We start from the raw sequence: 26,429 nt of genomic DNA, 5'->3' as shown, positions 1-26,429 counted from the left end.
TGTTGTACAGCTTTATTGGCGTGAATTGATGAATATTTAATATGAGATAGGGCAAGTAAAAAGGATTGGACTTTTATGGCAGTAAAAAATGACCTCTGAAAGTGGAAATCTCTAACGCTTTCAGAGGCGATGCAAAGCATCATTCGTTACGTGCGGAGAGTACCGCTGGGTCAATTTATAGGAGATTAAAAAAAATGCACGGGTTATATTTTTTTATTTTAACTCCTATTACAGTCATTTAAATTGCATCTTTATCAAAATGAAACCGCTTCGGTTATTTATGAACTCAATCATCAAGAATATTGATAATTTTTATTTGGCCATTCCAAATAAATGCCACTTATTAATCGATTTCTCATTTTTGAAAGAGCACGTTGATAAGTAACGCTCGGGTTTTACTGACGAGGATAAACGAAGCCAGGCAGTGATTTCAGGACTGTCTACCAGACCATTGCTGTGATGATTGAAGTGATAAAGGCCTCGTGCCCGAGCCTTTTCATTTTTATTTGTGGACCTGAGTTGCAGGCGTTAATTACTGCTACTACTCTTTTATCGCTTCATACTTGGTACGAAGGTTACACACAGCACGCACAGCGTGCGAGAGTCTTTGCATATTGTTCATACTTCCTTCCCCGCTCCAGGCGGGGATTTTTTTCAGCATTAGCCTACCTGACACGGAACCAGATGGCATACATCGCCGGTAAAAACACCAGCGTCATAATGGTGCCGCCCAGCGTCCCGCCAATCAGCGTGTAAGCCAGCGTGCCCCAGAACACGGAGTGCGTCAGTGGAATAAATGCCAGAATCGCCGCTAGCGCTGTCAGCAGAACCGGCCGGGCGCGCTGCACCGTTGCCTCAACGATAGCCTTGAAAGGATCGTGGCCTTCCCGCTCATTTTGATGGATTTGTCCGATCAGGATCAGCGTATTACGCATCAGAATCCCTGACAGCGCGATCAGCCCAACCAGTGCATTGATGCCAAAGGGCTGCTGGAATAGCAGCAGCATGGGCACAACGCCAACCAGCCCGAGCGGCGCGGTCAGAAAAACCATCACCATCGCTGCCATGGAACGCACCTGCAGGATGATGATCAGCAGCGTCAGGGCAATCATAATTGGGAACAGCGGCAGCATCGCTTTGGTCGCTTTACCCGACTCCTCAATCGAGCCCGCCTGTTCAATACGGTACCCCGGCGGCAGTGACGCGATTAATGGCTGAAGTTCCCGGCTCAACGCACTTGAGACATCCGGTGGCTGCAATCCGTCAGCAATATCGCCGCGCACCGTTATGGTTGGCGTTCTGTCGCGGCGGCGCAGCAGCGGATCTTCCATGCGGATGTCGATTTCACCGAGTTGCGAAAGTGGAATGCGCTGCCCATCGGCTCCGGCTAGCGTCAAAGCGTCAAGGCGCGCGGGATCGAGGCGCACCTCTCCGGCTGCACGACCAACCACTTCCACAGATCGGATATCTTCACGAATCGCCGTGATAGATGCCCCGCTTAGCAGGAACTGCAGTTGACGAGCCGCTCCGGCAGGCGTTAGCCCCATCGCCTGCAGCCGATCCTGATCCAGCCTGAAATGCATTACCGGTACACGTGAACCCCAGTCGGTGTTGACGGTGCGCATCATCGGGCTGGCCTGCATCAATACTTTCACCTTCGCGGCCAGCTGGCGCAGTACGTCTGGATCGGGACCCATCACCCGGTAAGCGACCGGATAAGGCGAATAGGGACCGAAAACCAGCTGTGTTACGCGCACCTGCGCTTCAGGCGCGAGCCCATCTGCTGCCGCTTGTCGCAGACGCTGCTTCAGCGCATCGCGATCGTGCTCGCCGTTGGTCAGCACCACGATTTTGGCAAAAGAGGGATCCGGCAATTCCGGGGCCATCGCCAGATAGAAACGCGGCGCACCCTGCCCGATATACGCGGTTACCGTGCGGGTTTCTTTTTGCTTTTTCAGCCAGTGCTCAATTCGCGCCGTGGTCTGGCTGGTCTGCTCTATTGAGGTGCCGTAAGGCATTTGCACTTCAACCAGCACCTCAGGACGATCGGAGGTTGGGAAGAACTGTTTTTTCACCAGCCCCATGCCAATGATGGCCAGCACAAAGCAGCTAATCACCGCGCCTGCCACCCACCACTTATGCGCGATGACTCTGGTTAGCAGTCGTCTGAAGCGATTGTAATGGCGGGTGTTATAGATTGCCGCGTGGCCACCGACTACCGGCTTGATGTCGGGCAGCATCTTCACGCCCAGATAAGGGGTAAACAATACTGCCACCACCCACGAGGCAATCAGGGCAATCCCCACGATCCAGAACATATTGCTGGTGTATTCACCGGCGGTGGACTGCGCAAAGCCGTTGGGCATGAAGCCGATCGCGGTTACCAGCGTGCCGGCCAGCATCGGCGCGGCCGTATGGCTCCAGGCGTAGGCCGATGCTTTGATGCGGTCATAGCCCTCTTCCATTTTCACCACCATCATCTCTATCGCAATGATGGCGTCATCAACCAGTAAACCCAGTGCGAGGATAAGTGAACCCAGCGTGATGCGGTCAAAGTTTTTTCCCGTGGCGGCCATCACCACAAATACCACGGCAAGCGTCAGCGGAACCGCGGCAGCAACCACGATGCCAACGCGCCAGCCCATGCTGACAAAGCACACCACCATCACCACCAGCAGAGCTACGAAGAACTTCACCATGAACTCATCGACAGCCGAACTGATGTTAACCGCCTGGTCGGAAACGTTGGTGAGCGTCATGCCCAGCGGCATGTCGCTATTTATATTTCGGACCTCTTGTTCCAGCGCTTTACCCAGCTCAAGACCGTTCCAGCCTTCCCTCATTACCACGCTCAACATCAGTGCAGGTTCACCCTCATTACGGATGAGAAAATCGGGCGGATCGACATAGCCACGTTCGACCTTGGCCACGTCGACAAGCCGTAGCGTGTGATTACCGGAGACGACCGGCGTGTTGCGGATTTTTTCGAGCGTATCCAGCGCTCCGTCGAGGCGGATAAACACCTCGGGCCCGCGAGTTTGTATCGAACCGGCGGGTGACAGGGCATTTTGCCCGTTCAGGGCGTTAAATATCTGTTCCGGTGTAATGCCCAGCGTAGCGAGGCGATCGCTGGAAAAGGAGACATAAATACGTTCTGCCTGCTCGCCGGTAATGGTGACTTTTTTTACGCCCGCAACGTGTAGCAGCTGCTGACGGAGTTTTTCGGCATCACGAGACAGAAATCGCTGCGGTTCACCCTTCGCTTTCAGTGCATAGAGGGCAAAAACCACATCCGAGAATTCATCGTTAACCATCGGCCCGATCACACCCGCCGGCAGGTTGCGCGCCTCATCGCTGAGCTTTTTGCGTGCCTGGTAAAACTGCTCCTGCACTTCAGAAGGTGGCGTGCTGTCCTGCAGGGAAAGCATGGTGTATGCCATTCCGGGACGAGTATAGGTCTCGGTGCGGTCATACCACTTCAGCTCCTGCAGCCGCTTCTCCAGCGGCTCAGCCACCTGATCCTGCATCTCCTGCGCGGTGGCGCCAGGCCAGGCGGTGATCACCGTCAGCTGCTTGACGGTAAACGGGGGATCTTCCGCTCTTCCCAGACCCAGAAAAGCCACTACGCCAGCGACCGTAACGAGAATGATCAGGAACAGCGTGACCGATCGTTCACGCACCGCCAGCGCCGAGAGGTTAAAGCGGTTGCGGCTCATGGCGTGGCTCCTTGCGACCCAGGCGTTCCGATGCGGACGGCTTCACCTTCATGCAGCAGGTGTGCGCCCAGCGCGGCCACCTGTTCCCCGCTCTGAAGCGGCCCCGACACGCGCGCACTGTCGTCGCTGATGCCGAGCAGCGTCACGGCACGCCAGGTGACTTTGGCGGGTTTGCCTTCCACCAGCCAGACGCCAGCACCGCGTCCCGCATCCCACACCGCACTGAGCGGTACTGACCAGGATTCTTGCGTCGCCACAGATTCCGGGATACGCAGGGTTACGGTTGAACCCAGCGGAGCACCGGCTGCGGCACCGCTCAGCACATAGCGTGCTTCGTAGGTGCGGGTTGCTGCATCCGCCGAGTCTGACAACTCGCGCAGCCTGGCATCGTTCTCGATCCCACTGCCATACAGGATGGCTGTGGCCGGCGATCCCACCTGCGGGCGCAAAGTCTCCGGCAGACTGACCATCGCCTCACGCTGACCGGCGCGGGCGAGGCGCACAACCGTTTGACCGGCGCTAACCACCTGGCCTGGGTCGGCCAACGTATCCACCACCACGCCATCGGCATCAGCACTCAGTACGGCATATTGCGAGGCGTTGAGCGCCACGCGTGCCTGCGCCTGCGCGGCGCTCAGATCGGCACGCGCGGCATCTGCCGCTGCACGAATTTGACTGTAAGAGGATGCAGAGACCGCGCCAGAACCCACCAATCCACGATAGCGTTTCTCATCATCGCCGGTCTGGCGCGCGCGTGCCTGGGCGGCGTTTACCGCACCCTCCGCAGCGCGGACCTGCAGCGCGAGATCAGCGGGATCGAGCCTCATCAGCAGCTGGCCGCGTTTGACGCTTTGCCCCTTATCAACCAGACGCTCAAGCACCTTGCCCGACACGCGAAAACCCAGGTCGCTCTGAAAACGTGCGGCCACAATGCCGGTAAAAACGCGAGATTGACCCGCCGCAGGCTCGACGGTCGCCGTCCTGATGAGTGGCGGCCGGGAGCGCGGATCGTCAGCGGCTGATAAAGGTTCGCCGCAACCAGTCAGAATGACCGGCAGCAGGCAGATGACGGACAACAAAGGGAGATGCCGGAGCATGGGTTACCTTACTCAAGGAAAGTATGAGGACGCCATTCTCTGACTAGTGACCAATTATGTCAATGGTCACAAATTGCGGAGTGAGACTTCTAAGTACTAATGCAGCCAATTGGCTTGCATCTTCTCTGGCCGTATCAAGTGAGGATTGCAGTTGGAGTGGATCGGCAAGAGGTCTGAGTACCAGATAGACGGCAGCGGCCGTTTCATCCAGCGGCGTTTTACGCTCAAATTCCCCGGCAGTGCGTCCTGCGCGCAGGATGGCGAGCACGATTTCACGCAGGGAATCCTCATATTGCACAGCAGCAGGCCAGTGCTCACGCGAGGAAGCGGCGGCGATGTCATACAGCCGACGTTCGCGGAAGAACAGCTCGCAGCCTGCCACAGCAAGCGTCTGAAACAGCTGCTTTATTTTTTCCGTGGCGGAAGGTGACTTCTCCAGCGCAGCGTTCAGCCTTTCCGTGATATCCGTAAGGCAATTGGCGCAGATGACTTCACCGATTTCCTGCTTAGAACCGAAAAACTTGTAAATGTAGGCTTTTGAGAAGCCGATTGATCGCGCGAGATCGGATACGGTGGTTTTCTCAAAGCCGTAGTGGCTAAAGTATTCCATGGCGGCAGCCACAATCTGATCGCGGATGGTGTGGTCGGAAGGCCCACGCGTGGCGGCGGTAGTTTTTTTCTCTGTCATATTTCAACTTTGCTCGGTGAGCTGATGTAAACGATGAGTGACCAGTGGATATTTTGGTCACAATTTCTCATCGCTTCAAGGCCTGATTGCTATCATCACAATCTCAGCGGAATCTCTGAAAAACCGGTTTCGGTAATGTCGTGCGCCCTGCCCGACATAACGCTGGCGTAAATTGGCCGGGCTGCGGGAATTATCATCTACGCTTCTTAAGTGAAATTTAACTTTTACCCGGAGAACGTAGTGCCAACTTTGAATTCCAGTCCTCAATCCGATCTGAAACGTTCATTCATAGCCACCCTTCCACTGGGAATCGGTATGATGGCGGCAATTGATGAAGTGGTATTTCATCAGATTCTGGCCTGGCATCACTTCTTTGACTGGGGCACACCCGCGTTTAGCCTGCTTTCAGATGGATTATTGCACGCAGGCGAGCTGATTCTTTTCGTGCTTGGTTTTTTCATGTTTGCGGACCTGCGAAGCCGTGGAAAACTCAACCGCACGGCAGCATGGGCAGGATTCATTGTGGGGTTGGGTGCGTTTCAACTGTTTGATGGAATTGTTGATCACAAGCTGCTCAGGCTGCATCAGATCCGCTATGTTGATAACGTGCTGCTTTATGACCTCATCTGGAATCTGTCTGCTGTGCTGTTATTGGTGGCAGGCTTGCTGATTTATCGTCACGCGCGGTCTGCTCTATCCGCTAAAACGGAAGTTTGATCCGTGGATCCCATGATGCATCCTGCGGCGATGCCCCATTCAGTCGCGCTATTTATTCTTTTGGTCATAGCTCCTGCTGTCATCCTCTTTTTTTATTTGATCGCCGCTGTCCGTTTATGCCGGGTTGCCCACTGGAGCGCCTGGCGCATGGCCAGCTTCACCGCCGGCATCGTCATGATCGTGGCATCCATGCTGCCGCCTTTGGCTAACTGGGCGCATCATGACTTACGCGGCCATATGTTGCAGCATCTGTTACTTGGTATGTTTGGACCTCTCGGATTGGTATTTGGGGCGCCCGGCTCACTGATATTACGCACTCTATCCGCACGGTGGGCGCGCGCTATGATGACTATTCTCCGCACCCGCCCGATACGCTTTTTAATCCATCCATTTACCGCTGCTTCGCTGGATATTGGCGGGATGTATCTTCTTTATCTCACTCCGTTATATGCGTTGAGCATGGCCATTCCTGCCCTGTTTATTTTCCTTCATCTGCATTTTGTCCTCTCCGGCTACCTGTTTACCTGGTCTGTTGCCGGACCCGATCCCGCGCCTCACCGTCCATCGAGATCTGTGCGTCTGACGGCAATTTTTTTTGCTACTGCCGCTCACGCTATTCTCGCGAAGTTGATGTACGGCTTCGGATATCCACGTGGAACCTTAGCCAGCGCTGAAGAAATTCAGCAGGCTGCGCAGTGGATGTATTACGGCGGAGATATTGCCGAGTTTTGCATTATCGTCGGCTTTTTTGCCGCGTGGTTCCGGCAACGCAGCACGCTGCCAGAAATGCTGGCGGGGAAATCATGACCATTTCATGACAAAATTATTTGCCAACATGAAAAGTAATAACATTTGTAGGTAAGACGTGGTTACCGTAATCAATAATGTGGCTATCATTGCCCCTTTGAACACCCGCTGGCTCCAAAGGACTGTCTGCTGCTATGCCTGTAAACTTTGACCTTAACGATCTTTATGCCTTCCGTGCGCTGGTTGAATACAGTAATTTTCGGCTTGCCGCTGAGTCCATCTGCCTTTCTCAGTCAGCATTGAGTCGTAGGATAGAAAAGCTGGAATCCGCGTTAGGGATCAAGTTGTTCGACAGAACGACCCGGCGTGTCACGTTGACACTATATGGACGGACCTTTGCTGAACGCTCAGATCAGCTGCTGGCGAATGTTGAACTGGTATTAGCGGATATTAATAAGGTGAGTCAGGATCGTGTAGGGCTGGTCACCGTTGCCACTGTGCCCTCGGCAGCCTACTATTTTATGCCCGATGTTATCCGCCGTTTCCAGACACGCTATCCACGAGTGCGTGTGAAAATCATTGATAGTAGCGCTGGAAACGTCATTGAAGCAGTGGCCAGTGGTCAGGCAGACTTCGGCATCTGTTTTGCCAGGGATCTGCAAACCACTATCGAATTTATACCCTTGACGAGCGATGTCTACGTGGCGGCCTGCAGGCGGGATCATCCATTAGCCAATAAAAAAAACCTGACCTGGCGAGAGTTTTATCAGCAGGATTACATTGAGCTGGATAAGACCTCCGGTAACCGCCATCTACTTGATAAGATGCTGGATCACATCGTTCCTGAGCGCCCCAGTATCTGCGAAACCCGTCATGTGACCACCATGCTAGGTATGGTTGAAGCGGGTATCGGCATGGCTGCCGTACCCGCTATGTCGATGCCGATGTCAGAGCATTCAGTACTCACACACCTTTCACTCACTGAGCCGGTGGTAAAGCGTACGGTTGGCCTGATCAGGCGCAGTGGCCGTATGCAATCCTACATTGCAGCTGAGTTAGAGAAGCTGATCACTGAACAGTATCGTGTTGTTTAACTGGCAGTTCAGCCGTCACCGATCGCAATCCGGTAGCGCGCACAGTATCTTGCGCCTCAGCTGAAGAGAGGAAGTTGAGTAACGCTTTGCCCTCCTGCCCGTTTATTGCTTTGGCGGTCACCGCACCGGCAAAACGGGTAACGTATTGCACATCTTCAGGCAGTTCACCCACAAAGGTGACGCCCGGCACAGGTAGCAATTCACTCACTTGCTGGAAACCGACGGCATAATTGCCTTTAGCCACTTCGGATGCCACCGGAATGCGCTCTACCCTATGCGCTTTTGTTTTTACCTGGTCTTCTATTCCCAGTTTTTTAAACAGTTGGCTGCTGACATAGCGGCCGCTGGCACTGTCAGAATAAGCAATAGATTTGGCCTGCAAAAGGGCATTACGCAGATCTGCATCCGTTTTAATATTTAGTTTAGGCTCACCTTCTTTAACGACCATACCAATTGAAGAGTCGGCTAGCTCAACGCGCGAGCCCGGCTGAAGCCAGTTATCCTTCTCCAGGTTTTTTAGCGCATCACCGACCATAATCACCACATCCGCCTTCTCCCCGCGCGCCAGACGCGCAGGAATCGCCTGAGGCGTTCTCCCCATCGAGGGGCCAGAGATCAAAATGATCTTGTCGCCGCTTTTTGCTTCAAATTGTGGAGCCAGTTTTTCCAGCGCCGCTTTAAATCCGCCCGAAATCATAACGGTGACATCTTTGGCCGCCGCTGAAAAACTAACGGAACTCACTAACAGCGTAATGAGAAGTGAACGATGTATTTTTTGCATGATGTTATTCCTGAACTAACCAGCGGTTTGAAGTGATAACGCGCTGCGACGGTATAAATAGAGGGTGGCCAGTAATGCACAAATCGCAGCAAAGCTCATCCAGTAGCCGGGTGAAGCTTTATCGCCGGTGTACTCAATCAGTGCAGTTGAAATGACTGGCGTAAATCCGCCAAAAATAGCCGTAGCCAGACTGTAGGCCAGAGAGAAGCCTGCAACTCGCACTTCTACCGGCATAATCTCTGTTAATGCCGGGATCATGGCGCCGTTATACAGACCGTAAAGGAAGGAGAGCCACAACAACACTGACAGCATCATGGAAAAGCTGGGCGCTTCAGCAAGCAGGTTAAGTGCCGGATAGGCAGTCATCAGCGCTAACATCGCCATGGTCACCAATACAGGCTTACGGCCATAGCGGTCTGACAGGGCTCCCCCAACCGGTAGCCAGAAGAAGTTTGATACCGCAACCAGCAGAGTCACCAGCAGGCTGTCAGAAGCGCTCAGCATCAGCACTTTTTTACCAAAGGTAGGGGCATATACGGTGATCAGATAAAACGCGGTGGTGGTCATGGCGACCATCAACATTCCGGCGATAACCACCTGCCAGTTTGCTAACAGCGTTTTAAACACGTCACGCATCGCCAGGTGGTTGCGGCGAGCAGTGAACGCTTCGGTCTCTTCCAGTTTACGGCGCAGAACAAAAATGAACGGAACAATCAGGCAGCCGAACAGGAAAGGCAAACGCCATCCCCACTCGCGAAGAGTGCTTTCTTCCATAGCCGCATTCAGTGCAAAGCCCATGGCCGCTGCCACCATAATGGCCACTTGCTGGCTGCCAGATTGCCAACTGGTGTAAAAACCTTTACGGCCGGGCGTGGCAATTTCTGCCAGATAAACGGATACGCCGCCTAACTCTGCGCCCGCTGAGAAGCCTTGCAATAAGCGACCACATAGCACTAAAAAGGGTGCCCAGAGCCCAATCGTTTGATAAGACGGAATGAGAACAATCAGGAAGGTCCCCGCCGCCATGATCGACAAGGTAACAATGAGCCCTTTACGTCTGCCAACTTTATCAATATACGCGCCCAGCACAATCGCGCCGACCGGACGCATTAAAAACCCTGCGCCAAAGACCGCAAAGGTCATCATCAGCGAAGCAAATTCACTGCTGGCCGGAAAGAAAGTATGGGCGATATAAGTGGCATAAAACCCGAAAAGGAAAAAATCGAATTGTTCCAGAAAGTTGCCAGAAGTCACCCGCAGTATCGCACTGCATCGGGTTCGGGCCGTCATGGGTAGGTTAGAGGAATGCATGTTTATCTCCAGTTTGTCATTAGCGCTTTTACAGCGCCTGCTTCTGCAGACTGGATGAGCAAAACAAACTATATAAGCGCAATAAACTCATGGGTTGATGCGTTTGATGCATTAATCTGCGTTAACAAATTCATTAACAAGCTGCAACGGGCCTTTAACAGCCCCTCACTTCTTAGCGTTACTTTTTGAGGGCTAAAAACGTCATACCTATTTTGTGACAAGGCTCATATCTGGTGAGGATGAAAATGACGTCGGTCGGGAAACGTCGTTTTCGGAATCTTAAAATCGCCAGGAATGCGCTGCTGTTCACATTCCGTGCAAATAAAATTTCTGGCATAGCCTTCTTCGCTGCAAGAAAGATACGACGCGGTCAAAATATTTCTCTTTTGTTACTTTATTGGAGGTAAATTGTTAATAAAAATGGCTCATCACCTCTGAAATTCGGGATGCCGGGAAAGGGAAGAGTGTTTATTTACTTTTTATTAACACGATCAATCTTTAAATTTAACAAAAATGGGCATTGTTCACATTTTGACCACAACCATGCGAAAACCGGTGTCTCCTTCAGTTAATCTCTGAGTGTGAATTGAATACCAACCGTCCGCTCCCTACTGCAAAACATCATAAGAAAGGTATCGCAATGAAATTTAACCTCGCATTAGTCAGTGCATGTGTGGTTTCAGCATGCATGTTATTCACAACACCCTCTTTCGCCGCTAAGCCTTACGATATTGCCGTGGTCGCCAAAGTCACCGGCATTCCATGGTTTACCCGCATGGAAGTCGGCGTGAAAGAGGCCGCGCAAAAACTGGATGTCAACGCTTATCAAGTCGGCGGCTCCACTCCAGACCCGGCCCAGCAAGTCAAAGTGATTGAAGATTTGATTGCTAAAAAAGTCGACGCCATCATCGTGGTGCCAAACGATGCCAAAGTATTGGAGCCGGTATTAAAGAAAGCGCGTGACCAGGGCATCGTGGTATTAACCCATGAATCGCCGGACCAGCAAATTGGTCAATGGGATATCGAAACCATCGACAGCCAGAAATATGCTGAAGCCAATATGGACGAACTGGCAAAAGATATGGGTAGCAAAGGAGGGTACGCCATTTATGTCGGGTCCCTGACTGTGCCGCTGCATAACGCGTGGGCGGATGCTGCGATCAAATATCAGAAAGAAAAGTACCCGGATATGCATGAAGTAACGTCTCGCCTGCCGGTGGCGGAAAATATTGATAAGTCATACTCCACCACGTTGGATTTAATGAAGACCTATCCCGACCTGAAAGGGATTATCGGTTTCGGTTCGCTCGGCCCGATTGGTGCGGGTCAGGCGGTTCAACAGAAACGCGCTAAAAATAAAATCGCCGTTGTTGGTATCGCTATGCCCGCTCAAGCTGCTCCGTATTTAATGCGCGGTGATATTAAGAAAGCGCTGCTGTGGGATCCGAAAGATGCCGGCTATGCCTTAGTAACGGTTGCTGATCAGCTATTGCAGGGTAAAGAAGTCACCAAAGATCTGACTATCGAAGGGCTGGGGAAAGCCGACGTAGATATGGATAAAAAAGTCATTCGCTTTAATAAAATTCTGGAAGTGACACCAGAGAATGCGAAATCACTTGGATTCTGATCAGGCTTTTTAATTCAGGTATATTCCGGAGACAGATTATCTCCAGCGCCACACCAGGCTAAGAGAAATAAATACGGCGTTGTATGTTGTGCCGTATTTAGATCTCGACTCAGACATGAAAATTTATACCCTAAATAATTCCAGCAGGGCAAAGCGGCCAATGCGCAAACATAACCCATTGATTAGCTCTAAATTGCGCAGCCAATGCCCACTGGAATTACAAAGGATATGCTTAAGGATCGGTGATGAATACGCTTAATACGTCCCCTGCCCCTTATGAGGCCTTTATCAGCCTTGAAAGAATCAGCAAAAAATTTCCCGGCGTACTAGCATTAGACAGTGTCAGCCTGACGTTAAATAAAGGCGAAGTGCATTGCCTTGCTGGTCAAAATGGCTGTGGCAAAAGTACCATCATTAAAGTCATTTCTGGTGTTTATCAGCCGGAAAAAGGCGCGGCCATTACGCTGGACGGAAAACTATTTCATACTCTTACGCCGCAGCTCTCTTCGTATTACGGCATTCAGGTTATTTATCAGGATTTGTCTTTATTTCCCAATCTGTCGGTAGCCGAAAATATTGCCATTCACCGTTATTTACCCGGCGGAGATTTTTGGGTACATCGCGAGGCAATGCGCAAAAAAGCGGTGGCAGCGATGCAACGGGTCGGCGTCTCTCTGGATCCGGATCGTAAAGTCGAAAAGCTGTCGATCGCCGATCGCCAATTAGTCGCCATATGCCGCGCTATCGCCGCTGACGCCAGTTTGGTGATTATGGATGAACCGACCGCATCGCTGACTCGTACTGAAGTGAATGGTCTATTGCGCGTGGTGAATGAGCTCAAATCCGCCGGTATCTGCGTGGTGTTTGTCAGCCACCGTCTTGATGAGGTGATGGAAGTGGCCGATCGCATCAGCGTGATGCGCGACGGCAAACTGGTTGGCACCTATCCGGCCAGCGAACTCGACAGTAATGAACTGGCGTTCCTGATGACCGGACAACGTTTTACCTACAGTCATCTGCCGCATCGTGCGCCAGCCAACGTAACGCCACTCCTTGAAGTCAGCCAACTAAGCCGCAAAGGTCAGTATCAGAATATTTCAGTGGCGCTGCGCCAGGGTGAAATCACCTCGATTATTGGCCTGCTCGGTTCGGGCCGGACGGAACTCTGTCTGAGCCTGTTCGGCATGAGCCAACCAGATAGCGGAGAAATCCGCGTTAACGGCAATGTGGTGCAATTCCACAGTAACCGCGACGCCATCCGTCACGGCATTGCTTATGTTTCAGAAGACCGTCTGACGCAGGGTCTGATCATGGAGCAATCCATTTATGACAACACGCTGGTGTCCATTTTCGACAAGCTGCACACCGGCGCAGGATTAATGGACCATAAGAAAGCCGCAGCGGTGGTGAGAGACCTGATCCGCGATTTGAACATCAAAGTTTCGGATAGCCAGTTACCCGTTAAAACCCTTTCCGGCGGTAACGCACAACGTATCGCCATCGCCAAATGGGTAGCAACACAACCCCATATTCTGATCCTCGATTCGCCGACCGTCGGCGTAGATATTGCCAACAAAGAGGGAATTTATCGCATCGCACGCGATTTGGCGGAATCTGGCATGGCGGTGCTGATGATTTGCGATGAAATTCCGGAAGCGTATTACAACAGTCATCGCGTGCTGGTGATGCGCAAAGGCGAACTGGTAGCGGAATTCGCGCCGCACCAAAGCAGCGAAGCGCAGATTGCGGAGGTGATTAATGGATAATAAATCTCTGTCTAAACTGTTTTCCCAGCACGAATTCTGGCTGGGATTACTGGTTCTGCTGCTGGTGATTGGCTTAAGTGTCGGCACCAGTGAATTTATGACCCTGGGTAACCTGACTGACGTCGCCACCAGCTACGCCATTCTTGCCATTCTGGCCTGTGGACTGTTTGTGGTGTTAATTGCCGGGGGCATCGACATCTCCTTCCCGGCCATCACCTCAATCGGTCAGTACGTGATGGCCAGTTACATCATCCATCACGGCGGTAGCTTTCCGTTGGCATTTGCCCTGTCGATGGGCAGCGGGTTGCTGCTCGGGCTGGTCAACGGTTTTCTGGTGTACTGGCTACGCGTTCCGGCCATCATTATCACCATTGCCACGTTAAACCTGTTTTACGGTCTGCTGGTGTATGTCACCAATGGCACCTGGTTATACGGGTTTCCCGACTGGTTTATGAACGGTATTAATTGGTTCTCCTTTACCGCCGCCGACGGCTACGACTATGGCCTGACTCTGCCGCTGCTTAGCTTGCTGGGCGTGATCATCGCCACCGGCGTGTTGATGAACCGCACACGCGTGGGACGCCAGATTTATGCCATGGGCAGCAACCGTGACGCTGCGTCGCGTCTCGGCCTGAACATCCTGCGACTGCATTTTTATGTATACGGATTTATGGGATTGCTGGCGGGTATAGCGGCCGTGGTTCAGGCGCAAATCACCCAGTCTGTCGCGCCTAATTCCCTGCTGGGTTATGAGCTGACGGTGCTGGCGGCGGTGGTATTAGGCGGCACCAGCATGACCGGTGGCCGTGGCTCGCTGACCGGCACCATTCTGGGGGTAATGCTGCTGGCCTTCCTGCAAAATGGTATGACCTTGCTGAGCATTTCATCTTACTGGCATCAGGTTTTCAGCGGCGTGATCATTCTGGTCAGCATCAGCAGCACCGCGTGGAATGAAAAACGCAAACTGGCAAAGGGAATGTGACATGACAACCTTAAACCGCTTCTTTCCGGGCGATCGCATCATCCGCTTGCAGTTATTGATCATCGTCGCCGTTGCCGTGCTGTTCTCGTTCACGCTGGGCGGCAGTTTTTACAGCGCCGGCAATTTCCAGTCGATCTCCTCTCAGTTACCGATTCTGGGCATGCTGGCGCTGGGTATGGGTATCACCATGCTCACCGGCGGTATCAATCTGTCGGTCATTGCCGGAGCCAATGCCTGTTCGCTGGCGATGGCGGCCATTCTGGTCGCGCACCCGAACCAGCCAGAATATTTCGCGCTGGCGATGCTCGCGGGTCTGGTCATCGCTGTGCTCATTGGCGCGCTCAATGGCGCACTGATCGCCTATATCGGTGTTTCGCCGATTCTGGCGACCCTCGGAACCATGACGCTGATTGGCGGGCTGAATATTCTGCTAACCAATGGTGCTGTGATTTCCGGTTTCCCGGCAGCCATTCAATATCTCAGCAACGGCAGCCTGCTCGGCATTCCGGTTGCGCTGCTGTTATTCCTGCTGGTGGCGCTGCTGTTGTGGGTGTTACTGGAACATACCACGCTGGGACGCAGCCTCTATCTGATGGGTTCTAACGAACAGGCCACTCGGTTCAGTGGTGTTAACACCCACAAAGTTACCCTCGCGGTGTATGTTCTTTCCGCGCTGCTCGGATGGGGCGCGGCACTGCTGATGATGTCCAAATTCAACTCGGCCAAAGCAGGCTATGGCGACTCCTATTTGCTGGTGACCATTCTGGCTTCTGTACTCGGCGGAATTAATCCCGACGGCGGGTTTGGCCGGGTCATCGGCCTGGTACTGGCGTTGATCGTCCTGCAAATGCTCGAGAGCGGCCTTAACCTGATGGGCGTTAGCAGTTATCTGACCATGGCGCTGTGGGGTTGCGTTCTGATCCTGTTTATCGCTCTGCAAAACAGAAAATCATAAGCGAAAGATTTTTACGAAGGGAAAAAACATGGCGACATATTTTATTGGAATAGACGTAGGAACCGGCAGCGCCCGCGCAGGCGTCTTCGATATGACCGGCCGCATGGTCGGCCAGGCCAGCCGTGAGATCACGCTGTACCGCCCGAAAGCCGATTTCGTCGAACAGTCTTCCGATGAGATTTGGCAATCCGTCTGTAACGCCGTAAAAGACGCGGTTAATCAGGCAGATATCAATCCTATTCAGGTGAAAGGCATTGGTTTTGACGCCACTTGTTCGCTGGTGGTGCTGGATAAAGAAGGTAAACCGCTGACCGTCAGCCCGTCCGGGCGAAGCGAGCAGAACATTATTGTATGGATGGATCACCGTGCTATCACGCAGGCAGAACGCATCAATGCCACCGGCCACCGCGTGCTGGAATTTGTCGGCGGAATCATCTCACCAGAAATGCAGACGCCAAAACTGCTGTGGCTGAAGCAACACATGCCGACGACCTGGAGCAACGTCGGGCATCTGTTCGACCTGCCTGATTTTCTTACCTGGCGCGCCACGCAGGACACCACGCGTTCGTTGTGCTCTACCGTCTGCAAATGGACCTATATCGGTCACGAAGACCGCTGGGACTCGAGCTATTTCCGCCAGATCGGTCTGGAAGATTTGCTGGAAAACAACGCGTCAAAAATCGGTAGTGAAGTAAAAACCATGGGTGAGCCGCTGGGGCATGGATTAACTCAGCGCGCCGCTGCAGAAATGGGGTTGATTGCCGGTACGGCGGTCAGCGTCTCCATTATTGATGCCCACGCGGGTAGCCTCGGCATTCTGGGTGCCAGCGGCGCATCCGGCGAATCAGCAGATTTCGATAATCGCATCGCGCTGATTGGCGGGACGTCCACCGCTCATATGGCGATGTCGCGTAGCGCGCGCTATATCGGTGGGATCTGGGGGCCATATTATTCGGCGATTCTGCCGGATTACTGGCTGAATGAAGGCGGACAATCGACTACCGGCGCGTTAATTGATCATGTCATTCAGTCACACCCGTGTTATCAGGATTTACTCAAACAGGGAAAAGACAGCGGCAAAACGATTTATGAAATTCTGAATGGTATTTTGCGCAACATGGCGGGTGAGCCAGAAAATATCGCTTTCCTGACCAAAGACATTCATATGTTGCCCTATTTCCACGGCAACCGCTCACCGCGTGCTAATCCAACACTCACGGGCACGTTGACTGGCCTGAAATTGTCTCGCACGCCGGAAGACATGGCGCTGCATTATCTCGCCACCATTCAGGCGCTGGCGCTCGGCACTCGTCATATTATTGAAACCATGAACCAGAGTGGTTATTGCATTGATACCATGATGGCGAGTGGTGGCGGCACTAAAAACCCGATTTTTGTGCAGGAGCATTCCAACGCGACAGGTTGCGCAATGCTGTTGCCGGAAGAGAGTGAAGCGATGTTGCTCGGCAGCGCCATGATGGGCACCGTTGCAGCGGGTGTCTATGATTCGCTGCCGGAAGCCATGGCTGCTATGAGCCGCATTGGTAAAACCATCACACCACAGACCAACAAAATCAAAGAGTATTACGATCGTAAATACCGCGTATTCCACGAGATGTATCACGACAGCATGAAATATCGTGACCTGATGCAGGGGAAAACCGAATGAATGCGGAAGAAGAATTTACTCAGGCATGTCAGGCCTGGCAGACCTATAGCGAGGAATTACTGGCGTTACAGCGTAATCTTGATGCCGAAACCTGGCACCAGCTCCTGATGCTGGTTACCGGATGTCACGGTAAAATTGTTGTGACCGGTGTTGGCACCTCGGGAATTGCCGCGCGGAAAATCGCCCATATGCTGGCGTGCGTCGAGCAGCCGGCAGTGTACCTCAACGCTACCGATGCAGCCCACGGTGACCTGGGATTTATGCGCAACAACGACCTGATAATCCTGATTTCACGAGGCGGTAATTCTGAAGAACTGACGCGCCTGCTGCCGACGCTTAAAACCAAAGGCGTTGCTATCATCAGCGTGACAGAAAACCTGGACTCAGCGATTGCCGACGCCGCTACGCTGGTGGTGAAAACGCATATCCAGCGGGAGATCGACCCGCTTAATATGCTGGCTACCACTTCTATCATGCTGGTGCTGGCGGTGTTCGATGCGCTGTGCTGTAACATCATGCTGCGTAACGGCTTCGATCAGCAGCGACTGCTCAACGTCCATCCGGGCGGAAATGTCGGCAAAATACTGCGCGAACAGGATATGTGATCGACACCTTCATCCTGTAATTTCTTCCGCTAATAACATGCCAACACTACTTAATCATTTGAGGAGTGATACCCGATCGACATCACTCCATAAAACCGTTAATGCTGACTTCAGGCAGTGGTATTAATGTTGCGCCCAATTGCAGGGTTTGCAGGCAACTGAGGAATCGAATCCAGAATGCCGCTCGCCATCGATTGCTGATTATCTAACGTTTTCTTCAGTACTAACGTGCTTATTTTATTAGCCAGTTCCATGTTATCAAGGCCGGTAGCCAGTGATGTAATTTGTGATACATCCATCTTGCTCTCCTGATTAATACGAATATTGAGTACAAAAACAGCTTTTAAAAGCCTGAAACGTTTATCGGCATTTGCACGCATTACTTTAACGTTCACTCGTAAGGCGATTTCGCAGAATCGCCCCTCAAACCACTCACCGCATTATGAATGTCTGCGAGGCCAGCACCACAACAAAGCACAGCTGTAGGAGTCTGTAAGCCACAGAGGTACTGACGTGGTCAGAAATCAGCCCCATGAAATAGGGCATAATCGCGCAATGAATTGCGCCGCTACACTGTGTGCTCTCGGTAATTAGTCCCGTTAAAGAAAATCATGATCATCATCACAATATATAGAGTCGAACACGATTAAATAATGGACTCAATATTTGAAAACGCACGTCATTAATCTGATTAATAAAAAAACCCTTCACTAATTGGATATCAGCAGCCACACTGTCAACCAATTAATTTAGCCTGCAGAATAAACAGTAATATTGGGTGTTTTTTATATGAATATTTCGCAATAAAACACAACATTAATGCATATACAAGAAAGCTTCAATTTTTGCGGATGGCTTGTAAACAGTCCTTAACGCTATCAACACAGCTATGTAGATGAGAGACATGCAATGTACTCTAACTCAATATGGATCATGTTAGAAAAGTCAGTCAATATCATCGGGCTACTATATATTAATGCGCTGATGGCAAAATACGTTGGCCCTGAAGACTATGGCAAAATAAACATTTCAACTTCTCTGTTTATATTTGTGCAAACGCTATCGTGGTTTGGCGGTCAGAACATCATCTTTAAACGCATGAGTGAAAAGAGTAAGTCTGGGATCGCATTAGCGATACACACACAAAATCAACGGCGATTTTTCTTTCTCCTGTCATCAAGCGCGGTGTTGATCTACCTCTACTTCTTCACTGACATCATTGTGTTTCTATTTGGTATGGCCAACTGTATTGCCACTTACTACATTGTGATGGACTTCTTTTCCATCTACAACAACACGCAATTAAAATCAAAAATAAACACTATCACCAATGTGATCGGCTTATCTGTTGCCTTGTTGATTCGATTCTCTATTTCATACTTCAAAATGCCCGTGTACTACTTCACCATTCCTATTATTATCATCCCGCTCATACCTTATTTCCTGCGTCTTATCTATTTTAACTACACCACAAATGTAAATGAGAATCGTAAAGGCGCCGGAATGTATAACCGTCATATGTTATTCACCGGCGGTGCGCTGATTTTATCAAGTCTATCGGCTGACATCTATACGCAGATATCGAGCATTTTTTTGGCAAAAATCCTTTCTTACTCAAATCTGGGCGTGTATAGCGTCGCGTTAACCATAGGAGGTGCCTGGTCATTTATCGTATTGGCATTAATAACAAGCTTCTTCTCAAAGATATACAGTGAAAAAGATCAAATCACCGTTGAAATGCTACTCATTAAAATCAACCGAATTGTCATCTTGTGTTCGCTTATAGCGTTAGCTGGATTCTACTTTTTTGGTGAATACTTCATCCATTTATTGTATGGCGATAAGTATATGGATTCCGTGAGTATCATTCCCATCATTATCATCGGCACTATGTTCTCTGCATTAGGTACAATTTGTTATCGCTATATGATCAAAGAGTCCGGATACAGTTACCTGGCTAAAAAGATGTTTTTATGTTGTGTCTTAACCATACCGCTTTCATGGCTAATGATTAATTCCTTCGGCATTAATGGGGCCGCATACTGTTTTTTGATCGTTGAGATTATGTCTTGCACTTTACTCAATTACTTCTTCAGAAATAAAACAATCATCAAAATGCATCTTAACATTTTCAAACTGAGATAATTTTAATGAAAATGATAAAACACACAGTCAAATCAGCGTTAAAAATCAGCGCATATATGTACCCAGAATTTTGCGCTAAAACACATTACTATATTAAGTTCAAGAAAAAGCTGAACTTAACCAATCCAATCAATTTCAATGAAAAAATTCAGTGGCTCAAATTCAATGAGTTAAATGGCGATATTTATACCTTGTGCGCGGACAAGTATAAGGTTCGGGAGTATGTGATAGCGAAAGGGTGTGGTGAAATCCTGAATGAACTCTACGGCGTGTATGATGACCCAATGGATATTGACTACCGCGCATTACCCAATAAATTCGCACTTAAGTGTAACCATGGCGCAGGTTACAACATAATCTGTGATAGCAAAGCATCGCTGGACATTGAAAAAACCAACAGGCAACTCAGTAAATGGTTGAAGCAGGATTTCTCCTCCCATTTCATTGAGCCGCAGTATAAGAAAATTGACCGCAAAATCTTATGCGAAAAATACATTGAGAATGAACGTGGTGGGTTTCCAGAGGATTATAAATTTTACTGTTTCAATGGAAAACCTTATGCGGTAATGGTGTGCATGGAGCGGGAGAAAGGCACACCTAAATTCTATTATTTTGATATGAACTGGCATCCGCTTCCCTTTGAAGATACTGTTGAATTAATCAATACCAACAGCTATCCCAAAATGCCGGAAGGTTTCAATAACATGAAAGAGTATGCGGTTAAACTGGCCGCTGATTTTAAATTTGTTCGTGCTGACTTCTACCTTCTCAACGGTAAGGTTATTTTTGGCGAATTGACATTTACGCCCTCTGCGGGCCTCGATGTGACACTGCAGGAAGCCGATGCTATTTTAGGCAGCCAGCTAAAGTTGTAGTTTGAAAGTGATTGATTTACCAACTTTCGTAACAGGTGCGCATCAATGCGCACCCTACAAAAACCTTGCCAAACTGCCTAAGGGTCGCCATTGGTGGCGACCGATGCATACGCCACCCATCCCCTGACAACCAAGCCTGCCACAGCGTCTATACTGATAAGCATGAATAAATAATCTGCAGATAACCGATAACAGAATGGTTACTGAATTTTTTGACTTATCTGACAACCACGGTTGTTGGCTTAATAAAAGGGAAAGTAATGCCATTATTATTTGATGAGTTATCTGGTGCTCCAACATGGGTGCCTGCTGTTATGCTTGTCACTCTCTCACTCGCAATAGGATTTCTGGCGCGATTTATCCTCCTTAGATTTATTCGCTACTGGCAAAAACGTGACAGAAAACTGTTCAAGTCACTGGAAAAGCATCTGCGCGGATCGCTGTTTCTATTTATCCCATTATTGTTAATTAGTGCTGGACTTAATTACGTTAATATCCAGCCAGGATCCCTGAGTTTTATCACCACCACCGTTAATATATTCATTATCTTATCCTTCTGCTCGGTACTTATTCGATTGATTAATGTGGCGCAGGATATGCTATTTATTCGCTATGACATCAATCTTTCGAATAACCTTCGTGCGCGAAAAATTCGCACGCAGATAATGTATGTGAAAAAAGTCGCGATTGTCGTACTGGTGACACTGTGTCTTTCGCTAATTTTGCTCAGTTTCCCTGGCGTGCGAAAATTCGGCACCACCATTCTCGCCGGTGCCGGCGTTGCCGGTATAATCATTGGCTTTGCTCTGCAGAAATCGCTGGTTAACCTCTTCGCCGGGATTCAGATCGCCTTTACCCAACCGATAAAAATTGATGATGCTGTGGTGGTGGAAAATGAATGGGGCTGGATTGAAGAGATCAACCTGACTTATGTTGTGGTGCGTATTTGGGATCTGCGTCGTTTAGTTTTGCCCATCACCTACTTTACCGAAAATGCCTTTCAGAACTGGACGCGCAATAACGCCCAAATATTAGGCTCTGTTTTTCTTTACCTCGATTATTCGATGCCATTAGATCCTCTGCGTAAGCATTTTGAAAAAGTCCTCAGTGAAACTAAACTCTGGGATCAACAAACTCAGGTGCTTCAGGTTACGGATACCACTGACAAAACCATGACCATCAGATTATTGATGACGGCGCAGAATTCCCCCACCGCCTTTGATTTACGCTGTTACGTGCGGGAAAAGATGATTGAATTTATTCAGCAAAATTATCCGCAGAGTCTTCCTCATGTGCGGGCGACATTGACTGATGCCGGATTTAGAGAGGCGAGTCAATAAAGTTGTTGTGGAAAATCTTATACAGCACATGCTCAGCTAGCGCGTGATCGGCAGGTAACGCGGGATGGAGAAAGATAGTTTGTTTCTGCATCCCCAATCGCTGCATCAGCTTCTCAGATGGCGTGTTATGAGTACTGGTGAACGAAACGACCTCGGGAAGATGCAAAACATTAAACGCGTAAGCCAACGATGCCCGGGCGGCTTCTTTGGCGATTCCCTGCCCCCAAAACTTTTTATTGATACGCCAGCCAATTTCCGTGCAGGGAGAAAAATCGAAGCGATCTGGCTGCTGTGCTAAACCCACGCTGCCGACAAATTCGCCGGTGGCTTTCATCTCAACGGCCCAAAAACCCCAACCCTGGTTTGCACCAATCATCGCCTTAAATCTTGCAACGACGTTGTCGCTTTCCTGACGACTCAGCGTTTTCGGGAAATACTTCATCACTTCGGGATCGGCATTGAGTTCGGCAAAGGGTTGTAAGTCTGTTTGCTGCCATTGTCGGAGGATCAGGCGGTTTGTCTCTAACATGGTAAATTTTCCCTTAAACGTTATTCGATTCCTTAAGTTTACCTAACAGCCTTCGCTATAAACAAATTACACAGCCCCTTTCCTTTCATGAAAATCGATATCACCGATCGCAGGCGTTGTAGCAGCAATTCCTGATAGTCTGCTGATGTCATGTTCATTTTAAAAGGAGCATCAGTAATGGCAGCAAAAGAACACCATTATCAGGTCACGGTGCGCTGGACCGGCAACCGTGGCAACGGCACCGCATCTTATACTGCTTACGATCGTAACGCGGAGCTGATTGCCGCTGGCAAAGAGACGATAGCGCTAAGCGCCGATCCAGCGTTTCGCGGGGATGCGACGCGCTGGAATCCGGAAGAGTTATTGCTGGCTTCGGCCTCGGCATGCCACAAATTGTGGTATCTACATTTATGTTCTGACGCCGGAATTGTGGTGGAAGCTTATGAAGATGCAGCAGAAGGGACAATGATTGAGGGCACGCGCGGTCGGTTTACCAACATCACGTTGAAACCGCGCATTGCGCTGCGCGATCCGGCGGATGCGGACCGCGCGCGTGAGCTGCATCATCAGGCCCACGAAGCCTGCTTTATTGCTAACTCGCTTAACTTCCCAGTGAACTGCGAACCCGAGTTCGTGTAATTCAGGCCGCGCCGGCCAGCGACGGTTGCCACAAGCGCACGCCATTGCGTCCGGCGCGTTTCACCTCATACAGCGCTTCATCGGCATGCCGCAACCAGTGACGTATGGATTCTGCATGCGCTGCCGATGCAATACCTATACTCACCGAACAACGAAACTCCGCCGATGCCGGTAAACGCACCTGCGCAATCTTTTCCTGCAAACGTTGGGCCAGCGCCACCACCGATTCGTCGCTGGCATGATGCACAATCACGCCTAGCTCATCGCCGCCAAAACGCGCCGGAATATCCTGCAATCCCACATGATTCCGCAGCAGCGATGAAATTTCCGCCAGCAGGAAATCCCCCGCCTCGTGTCCCCAGTTATCGTTTACCGATTTGAAATAATCGAGGTCTATAAGCAGTAAATAGCCAGCGCTGTCGCCACGACGCGTGCTGAGAAATTCGCTCTCCAGCCGACGTTCAAACAAGCGACGATTGGGAATCCCCAGACCGGGATCCATCAGCGCAATGCGCTCCAGCTCGCGGTTGCGTTTGCGCAGTTGCCAGGTGAGATTGTACGAGGTGACGCTGAGTACCAGCATGTAGCAGGTTGCCAGCGGCAGGCTCAGCCAGACGGTTCGCGTGCTGAACGCCAAATCAACGCCTGCGCCATCCACCAGCCATACCAGCACAAAGGCGCAGAGAAATGCCTGCATCGCTGCAATCAACTGGGCAGCACCGCCCGCTGCATAGCGGTCCGAGGCCAACACCGCCATGATGACATAGGAAGGCAGCGGACTCAGCGCCATCAGCGCTACCCAAATGCCACCAAAGGCGGCATCAAGGGTTAAGTTGTGCCGCTCGGTGGCGGTGGAATCTTCGGCCCGCAGCGCGCGCTGATAAGCCAGCCACGGCCAGAGAAACGCATTCACAAATAACAGGGCGCTAAACGCCAGGCCACGATCCCGCTCCATCAGTACCGAGAGAATCGGGAAAAAACATAACATCGTGCCGAGTTGACGCATGATAAACATGCGGCGGACGAAGCGTTGGGAGCGCCGCTTCAAATGGCTATCGTCAGGTGAGTAGTAGTTCATGCAGGGAAAGTATCAGGACGACAAGAATTGCAGTTTAACGGGAAATATCGGCGGCAGGTCGCTTTATTTTAAGAATATTTACCTTGCATTTCTGCGGCCGAAAAAAAGTATTGCAAGCTGACCCAAAGAAAGACCGTGGAAGTAAATCTGGAGCTACTTCCACGCTGTTTTTCTAACGTGCAGCACCTTGCAGGCGGAACTGCGACACCAATCGCTCCAGCATCAGCGCCTGCTCTTCCAGGGAGTTCGCCGAGTGCGAAGAGGCGCTCACCAGCGTGGCGTTCTGCTGCGTGGTGGTATCCAGCTCGCCGACCGCGCGGGCAATTTGCTCGATGCCGCGGCTCTGTTCATCCGACGCGGCGGAAATCTCTTCCATAATTTGATTCACACGCGCAATGCTGCCGAGAATCTGATCCATGGTTTCACCGGCGCGCGCCACCTGCTGATGGCCATTGCTGATGCGTCCGACCGATTCATTGATCAACTGTTCGATGTCTTTCGCCGCCCCGGCGCTGCGCTGTGCCAGATTGCGCACTTCGCTGGCGACCACGGCAAAACCGCGTCCCTGCTCGCCGGCACGCGCGGCTTCTACCGCCGCGTTCAACGCGAGGATGTTGGTCTGGAACGCGATGCTGTTAATCACGGCGGTGATATCGGCAATCTTCTTCGAGCTGTCAGAGATTTCGCCCATGGTGTTCACCACATCACGCACCGCGATGCCGCCTTTGTTGGCGTTGTACGAAGCTTCCGCCGCAATCTGACTCGCCTGTCGCGCATTGGCGGCGTTGTTTTTCACCGTGGCGGTGAGTTGCTCCATGCTGGCAGCGGTCTCCACCACCGCCGCCGCTTGTTGTTCGGTGCGTGAAGACAAATCGAGGTTGCCTTGATTAATGGCGCTGGCCGCCTGCGATACACTGCTAACGCTGCTCAGCACATCGCCGATCATGCTGCGCAGCCGTTCGTTCATGCGTCCCATCGCCGAAGTTAGCTTGCCGAGTTCATCATGCCGATCGGTGGCAAACTGCGAGCTGAGATCTCCATTGGCGATGCGCTCCGCCAGTTCCAGGTTATGGAATACCGGACGCGTGATCTGACGAATGATGTACCACGCCACCAGCACGCCGAACAAAATCGCCAGACCACCAATCAGCAGCGAAATCGCCGCTGAGCCGTTGGCCAGTTCATCGTTACGCGCTTTGACGATGGTAATGATCTGTTTGATCGCTGCACTGCTCTTGTCGCCCGCCACTTTGACGGTGTCTTCCGCCGCACGCAGCTGGCCATAGGCATCCGCCGCTTGCAGACTCAGGCTTTTGAATTTCTCGGTGTCCTGCCACAGTGCGGTGAATTCGCCCTGCTGTTCCGGCGGCAACTGCGCCAGCAGCGCGTTCATGCCTTGATCCGCCTGCTGGAAATGATTCTCCAGCGTTTTACGCAGCGCATCGCTGACGTTAAAACGCAACGCCCAGGCTTCTTCGCGCACATTGCTGATAGCGAACAGCTGCTGGTAAATTTGATTGGTAAGCTCAGGATTAGTAACAGGAGTGCGAATCAGTTGGGTGTAGCGCGTAGTCATGTCTTGCTGGCTTAAAGCGTCAATTTGCGAGCGCAGGCTATTCAGTTGCTGCGTGGCTTGCGTCATCGCGCCAATGCTGTTCTGGAAACTGGCGAGGTGCGTTCCCAGTTCATCCACCCGCGCTCTGGCACGTTCCGACCATGAAAGCTGCTTCGCATCGCTGGTGAGTTGCTGCGCATGCGTGACGTAATTTGCCATCACCTGGCCGGATTTGTCATCGCCATACAGATATTTGAGGCGGTTAATTTTGGCCTGGAACACTTCAATGTTGATGTCATAAATCAGGTTGGTTTTCTGATAGATGTCATGAATGGCGTTAAAGCGCTGCACGCTTAATCCGGTTGCCAGCGCCACTAACAACAGCACGATGCCGAATCCTGCCGACAGCTTACGCGTGATGCGCACATTACGTAATCGGGATACCAGCCCCATCTTCCCTGCTCCTGCGTTAATTATTTTTGTATGGTTTGTAAGGGAGTTATCGGAGCGTTG

22 protein-coding genes are annotated in these 26,429 nt (G+C 51.1%); 13 read left to right on the top strand and 9 right to left on the bottom strand.

Features of this window, described 5'->3' with window-relative positions; translation table 11 throughout:
- Positions 1 to 665: 665 nt before the first annotated feature.
- The 3 genes from MWH02_RS07685 to MWH02_RS07675 are packed head-to-tail and all read right to left on the bottom strand — an operon-like array spanning position 666 to position 5,501.
- A complete protein-coding gene (locus tag MWH02_RS07685) occupies positions 666 to 3,716 on the bottom strand; it encodes an efflux RND transporter permease subunit (protein ID WP_271460237.1) in 3,051 nt (1,016 codons plus the stop codon).
- The gene (locus MWH02_RS07680) at positions 3,713 to 4,813 is read right to left on the bottom strand and encodes an efflux RND transporter periplasmic adaptor subunit (protein ID WP_271460236.1); all 1,101 of its coding nucleotides are present in this window, start codon (positions 4,811 to 4,813) and stop codon (positions 3,713 to 3,715) included. The genes MWH02_RS07685 and MWH02_RS07680 overlap by 4 nt, the downstream gene beginning before the upstream one ends.
- Positions 4,814 to 4,856: 43 nt before the next feature.
- Positions 4,857 to 5,501: a TetR/AcrR family transcriptional regulator gene (locus MWH02_RS07675; protein ID WP_271460235.1), complete on the bottom strand. Its 645-nt coding sequence runs from the start codon at positions 5,499 to 5,501 to the stop codon at positions 4,857 to 4,859.
- 240 nt (positions 5,502 to 5,741) lie between these two features.
- Between MWH02_RS07675 and MWH02_RS07670 the strand changes: the two genes are divergently transcribed.
- The 3 genes from MWH02_RS07670 to psrA all read left to right on the top strand — a co-directional run bounded on the left by MWH02_RS07670 (position 5,742) and on the right by psrA (position 8,059).
- Complete coding sequence (locus MWH02_RS07670) at positions 5,742 to 6,218, top strand: DUF2243 domain-containing protein (protein WP_217547842.1); 477 nt, start codon at positions 5,742 to 5,744, stop codon at positions 6,216 to 6,218.
- 12 nt (positions 6,219 to 6,230) lie between these two features.
- On the top strand, positions 6,231 to 7,025 hold the full coding sequence (locus tag MWH02_RS07665) for a cytochrome c oxidase assembly protein (RefSeq protein ID WP_271460234.1): 795 nt from the start codon (positions 6,231 to 6,233) through the stop codon (positions 7,023 to 7,025).
- Positions 7,026 to 7,159: 134 nt separating this feature from the next.
- Positions 7,160 to 8,059 carry an L-proline-binding transcription factor PsrA gene (psrA, locus tag MWH02_RS07660; RefSeq protein ID WP_110867105.1) on the top strand — a complete coding sequence of 300 codons (900 nt, stop codon included), beginning with the start codon at positions 7,160 to 7,162 and terminating at the stop codon, positions 8,057 to 8,059.
- Here psrA and MWH02_RS07655 read toward each other — a convergent pair.
- Both MWH02_RS07655 and MWH02_RS07650 read right to left on the bottom strand, forming a co-directional pair.
- A complete protein-coding gene (locus MWH02_RS07655) occupies positions 8,034 to 8,840 on the bottom strand; it encodes a substrate-binding domain-containing protein (protein ID WP_271460233.1) in 807 nt (268 codons plus the stop codon). The genes psrA and MWH02_RS07655 overlap by 26 nt on opposite strands.
- 15 nt (positions 8,841 to 8,855) lie before the next feature.
- Positions 8,856 to 10,151, bottom strand: a complete 1,296-nt coding sequence (locus MWH02_RS07650; protein WP_110867103.1) for an MFS transporter — start codon at positions 10,149 to 10,151, stop codon at positions 8,856 to 8,858.
- A 640-nt stretch (positions 10,152 to 10,791) separates the two neighbouring features.
- Here MWH02_RS07650 and MWH02_RS07645 point away from each other — a divergent pair.
- The 6 genes from MWH02_RS07645 (at position 10,792) to MWH02_RS07620 (ending at position 17,755) form a co-directional block, all read left to right on the top strand.
- On the top strand, positions 10,792 to 11,778 hold the full coding sequence (locus MWH02_RS07645; RefSeq protein ID WP_192235288.1) for an autoinducer 2 ABC transporter substrate-binding protein: 987 nt from the start codon (positions 10,792 to 10,794) through the stop codon (positions 11,776 to 11,778).
- 245 nt (positions 11,779 to 12,023) lie between these two features.
- Positions 12,024 to 13,544, top strand: a complete 1,521-nt coding sequence (locus MWH02_RS07640) for a sugar ABC transporter ATP-binding protein (protein WP_271460232.1) — start codon at positions 12,024 to 12,026, stop codon at positions 13,542 to 13,544.
- Complete coding sequence (locus MWH02_RS07635) at positions 13,537 to 14,526, top strand: ABC transporter permease (RefSeq protein ID WP_210080148.1); 990 nt, start codon at positions 13,537 to 13,539, stop codon at positions 14,524 to 14,526. Before MWH02_RS07640 ends, MWH02_RS07635 begins: the two co-directional genes overlap by 8 nt.
- A gap of 1 nt (position 14,527) precedes the next feature.
- Complete coding sequence (locus MWH02_RS07630; protein ID WP_271460231.1) at positions 14,528 to 15,481, top strand: ABC transporter permease; 954 nt, start codon at positions 14,528 to 14,530, stop codon at positions 15,479 to 15,481.
- Positions 15,482 to 15,509: 28 nt separating this feature from the next.
- A complete protein-coding gene (locus MWH02_RS07625) occupies positions 15,510 to 17,150 on the top strand; it encodes an FGGY-family carbohydrate kinase (RefSeq protein WP_271460230.1) in 1,641 nt (546 codons plus the stop codon).
- On the top strand, positions 17,147 to 17,755 hold the full coding sequence (locus MWH02_RS07620; RefSeq protein ID WP_271460229.1) for a KpsF/GutQ family sugar-phosphate isomerase: 609 nt from the start codon (positions 17,147 to 17,149) through the stop codon (positions 17,753 to 17,755). The genes MWH02_RS07625 and MWH02_RS07620 overlap by 4 nt, the downstream gene beginning before the upstream one ends.
- Positions 17,756 to 17,865: 110 nt before the next feature.
- Here MWH02_RS07620 and MWH02_RS07615 read toward each other — a convergent pair whose 3' ends face one another.
- Positions 17,866 to 18,054, bottom strand: a complete 189-nt coding sequence (locus MWH02_RS07615) for a YjfB family protein (RefSeq protein WP_110867097.1) — start codon at positions 18,052 to 18,054, stop codon at positions 17,866 to 17,868.
- 610 nt (positions 18,055 to 18,664) lie between these two features.
- On the opposite strand from MWH02_RS07615, the gene MWH02_RS07610 reads away from it, so the two are divergent.
- The 3 genes from MWH02_RS07610 (at position 18,665) to MWH02_RS07600 (ending at position 22,115) form a co-directional block, all read left to right on the top strand.
- A complete protein-coding gene (locus MWH02_RS07610) occupies positions 18,665 to 19,900 on the top strand; it encodes an oligosaccharide flippase family protein (RefSeq protein ID WP_369415262.1) in 1,236 nt (411 codons plus the stop codon).
- Positions 19,901 to 19,905: 5 nt separating this feature from the next.
- Positions 19,906 to 20,775 (top strand): ATP-grasp fold amidoligase family protein, encoded by an 870-nt coding sequence (locus MWH02_RS07605; protein ID WP_271460227.1) that lies wholly within the window; start codon positions 19,906 to 19,908, stop codon positions 20,773 to 20,775.
- Between the two features lie 260 nt (positions 20,776 to 21,035).
- Positions 21,036 to 22,115 (top strand): mechanosensitive ion channel family protein, encoded by a 1,080-nt coding sequence (locus tag MWH02_RS07600; RefSeq protein WP_110867095.1) that lies wholly within the window; start codon positions 21,036 to 21,038, stop codon positions 22,113 to 22,115.
- Here MWH02_RS07600 and MWH02_RS07595 read toward each other — a convergent pair.
- Positions 22,096 to 22,644 (bottom strand): GNAT family N-acetyltransferase, encoded by a 549-nt coding sequence (locus tag MWH02_RS07595; RefSeq protein ID WP_271460226.1) that lies wholly within the window; start codon positions 22,642 to 22,644, stop codon positions 22,096 to 22,098. The genes MWH02_RS07600 and MWH02_RS07595 overlap by 20 nt on opposite strands.
- Before the next feature lie 177 nt (positions 22,645 to 22,821).
- Here MWH02_RS07595 and MWH02_RS07590 point away from each other — a divergent pair, with 177 nt between their 5' ends.
- The gene (locus MWH02_RS07590; RefSeq protein ID WP_192235299.1) at positions 22,822 to 23,283 is read left to right on the top strand and encodes an OsmC family protein; all 462 of its coding nucleotides are present in this window, start codon (positions 22,822 to 22,824) and stop codon (positions 23,281 to 23,283) included.
- 1 nt (position 23,284) lies between these two features.
- On the opposite strand, the gene MWH02_RS07585 is transcribed toward MWH02_RS07590, so the two are convergent.
- The gene (locus tag MWH02_RS07585) at positions 23,285 to 24,361 is read right to left on the bottom strand and encodes a diguanylate cyclase (protein ID WP_271460225.1); all 1,077 of its coding nucleotides are present in this window, start codon (positions 24,359 to 24,361) and stop codon (positions 23,285 to 23,287) included.
- A gap of 172 nt (positions 24,362 to 24,533) precedes the next feature.
- The gene (locus MWH02_RS07580; RefSeq protein WP_271460224.1) at positions 24,534 to 26,369 is read right to left on the bottom strand and encodes a methyl-accepting chemotaxis protein; all 1,836 of its coding nucleotides are present in this window, start codon (positions 26,367 to 26,369) and stop codon (positions 24,534 to 24,536) included.
- Positions 26,370 to 26,429: the final 60 nt, after the last annotated feature.

This window comes from Pantoea leporis (assembly GCF_028048155.1).
GTDB classification, from domain to species: domain Bacteria; phylum Pseudomonadota; class Gammaproteobacteria; order Enterobacterales; family Enterobacteriaceae; genus Pantoea; species Pantoea leporis.
Note: the sequence above shows the minus strand (reverse complement) of the source record. Positions and strands in the feature narration are given on the sequence as shown.

Bases quoted from the DNA above. Each gene is read 5' to 3' on its own strand.
- MWH02_RS07685 (WP_271460237.1), bottom strand. From the start codon at position 3,716: ATGAGCCGCAACCGCTTTAACCTCTCGGCGCTGGCGGTGCGTGAACGA.
- MWH02_RS07680 (WP_271460236.1), bottom strand. From the start codon at position 4,813: ATGCTCCGGCATCTCCCTTTGTTGTCCGTCATCTGCCTGCTGCCGGTC.
- MWH02_RS07675 (WP_271460235.1), bottom strand. From the start codon at position 5,501: ATGACAGAGAAAAAAACTACCGCCGCCACGCGTGGGCCTTCCGACCAC.
- MWH02_RS07665 (WP_271460234.1), top strand. From the start codon at position 6,231: ATGATGCATCCTGCGGCGATGCCCCATTCAGTCGCGCTATTTATTCTT.
- psrA (WP_110867105.1), top strand. From the start codon at position 7,160: ATGCCTGTAAACTTTGACCTTAACGATCTTTATGCCTTCCGTGCGCTG.
- MWH02_RS07655 (WP_271460233.1), bottom strand. From the start codon at position 8,840: ATGCAAAAAATACATCGTTCACTTCTCATTACGCTGTTAGTGAGTTCC.
- MWH02_RS07650 (WP_110867103.1), bottom strand. From the start codon at position 10,151: ATGCATTCCTCTAACCTACCCATGACGGCCCGAACCCGATGCAGTGCG.
- MWH02_RS07645 (WP_192235288.1), top strand. From the start codon at position 10,792: ATGAAATTTAACCTCGCATTAGTCAGTGCATGTGTGGTTTCAGCATGC.
- MWH02_RS07640 (WP_271460232.1), top strand. From the start codon at position 12,024: ATGAATACGCTTAATACGTCCCCTGCCCCTTATGAGGCCTTTATCAGC.
- MWH02_RS07635 (WP_210080148.1), top strand. From the start codon at position 13,537: ATGGATAATAAATCTCTGTCTAAACTGTTTTCCCAGCACGAATTCTGG.
- MWH02_RS07630 (WP_271460231.1), top strand. From the start codon at position 14,528: ATGACAACCTTAAACCGCTTCTTTCCGGGCGATCGCATCATCCGCTTG.
- MWH02_RS07625 (WP_271460230.1), top strand. From the start codon at position 15,510: ATGGCGACATATTTTATTGGAATAGACGTAGGAACCGGCAGCGCCCGC.
- MWH02_RS07620 (WP_271460229.1), top strand. From the start codon at position 17,147: ATGAATGCGGAAGAAGAATTTACTCAGGCATGTCAGGCCTGGCAGACC.
- MWH02_RS07615 (WP_110867097.1), bottom strand. From the start codon at position 18,054: ATGGATGTATCACAAATTACATCACTGGCTACCGGCCTTGATAACATG.
- MWH02_RS07610 (WP_369415262.1), top strand. From the start codon at position 18,665: ATGTACTCTAACTCAATATGGATCATGTTAGAAAAGTCAGTCAATATC.
- MWH02_RS07605 (WP_271460227.1), top strand. From the start codon at position 19,906: ATGAAAATGATAAAACACACAGTCAAATCAGCGTTAAAAATCAGCGCA.
- MWH02_RS07600 (WP_110867095.1), top strand. From the start codon at position 21,036: ATGCCATTATTATTTGATGAGTTATCTGGTGCTCCAACATGGGTGCCT.
- MWH02_RS07595 (WP_271460226.1), bottom strand. From the start codon at position 22,644: ATGTTAGAGACAAACCGCCTGATCCTCCGACAATGGCAGCAAACAGAC.
- MWH02_RS07590 (WP_192235299.1), top strand. From the start codon at position 22,822: ATGGCAGCAAAAGAACACCATTATCAGGTCACGGTGCGCTGGACCGGC.
- MWH02_RS07585 (WP_271460225.1), bottom strand. From the start codon at position 24,361: ATGAACTACTACTCACCTGACGATAGCCATTTGAAGCGGCGCTCCCAA.
- MWH02_RS07580 (WP_271460224.1), bottom strand. From the start codon at position 26,369: ATGGGGCTGGTATCCCGATTACGTAATGTGCGCATCACGCGTAAGCTG.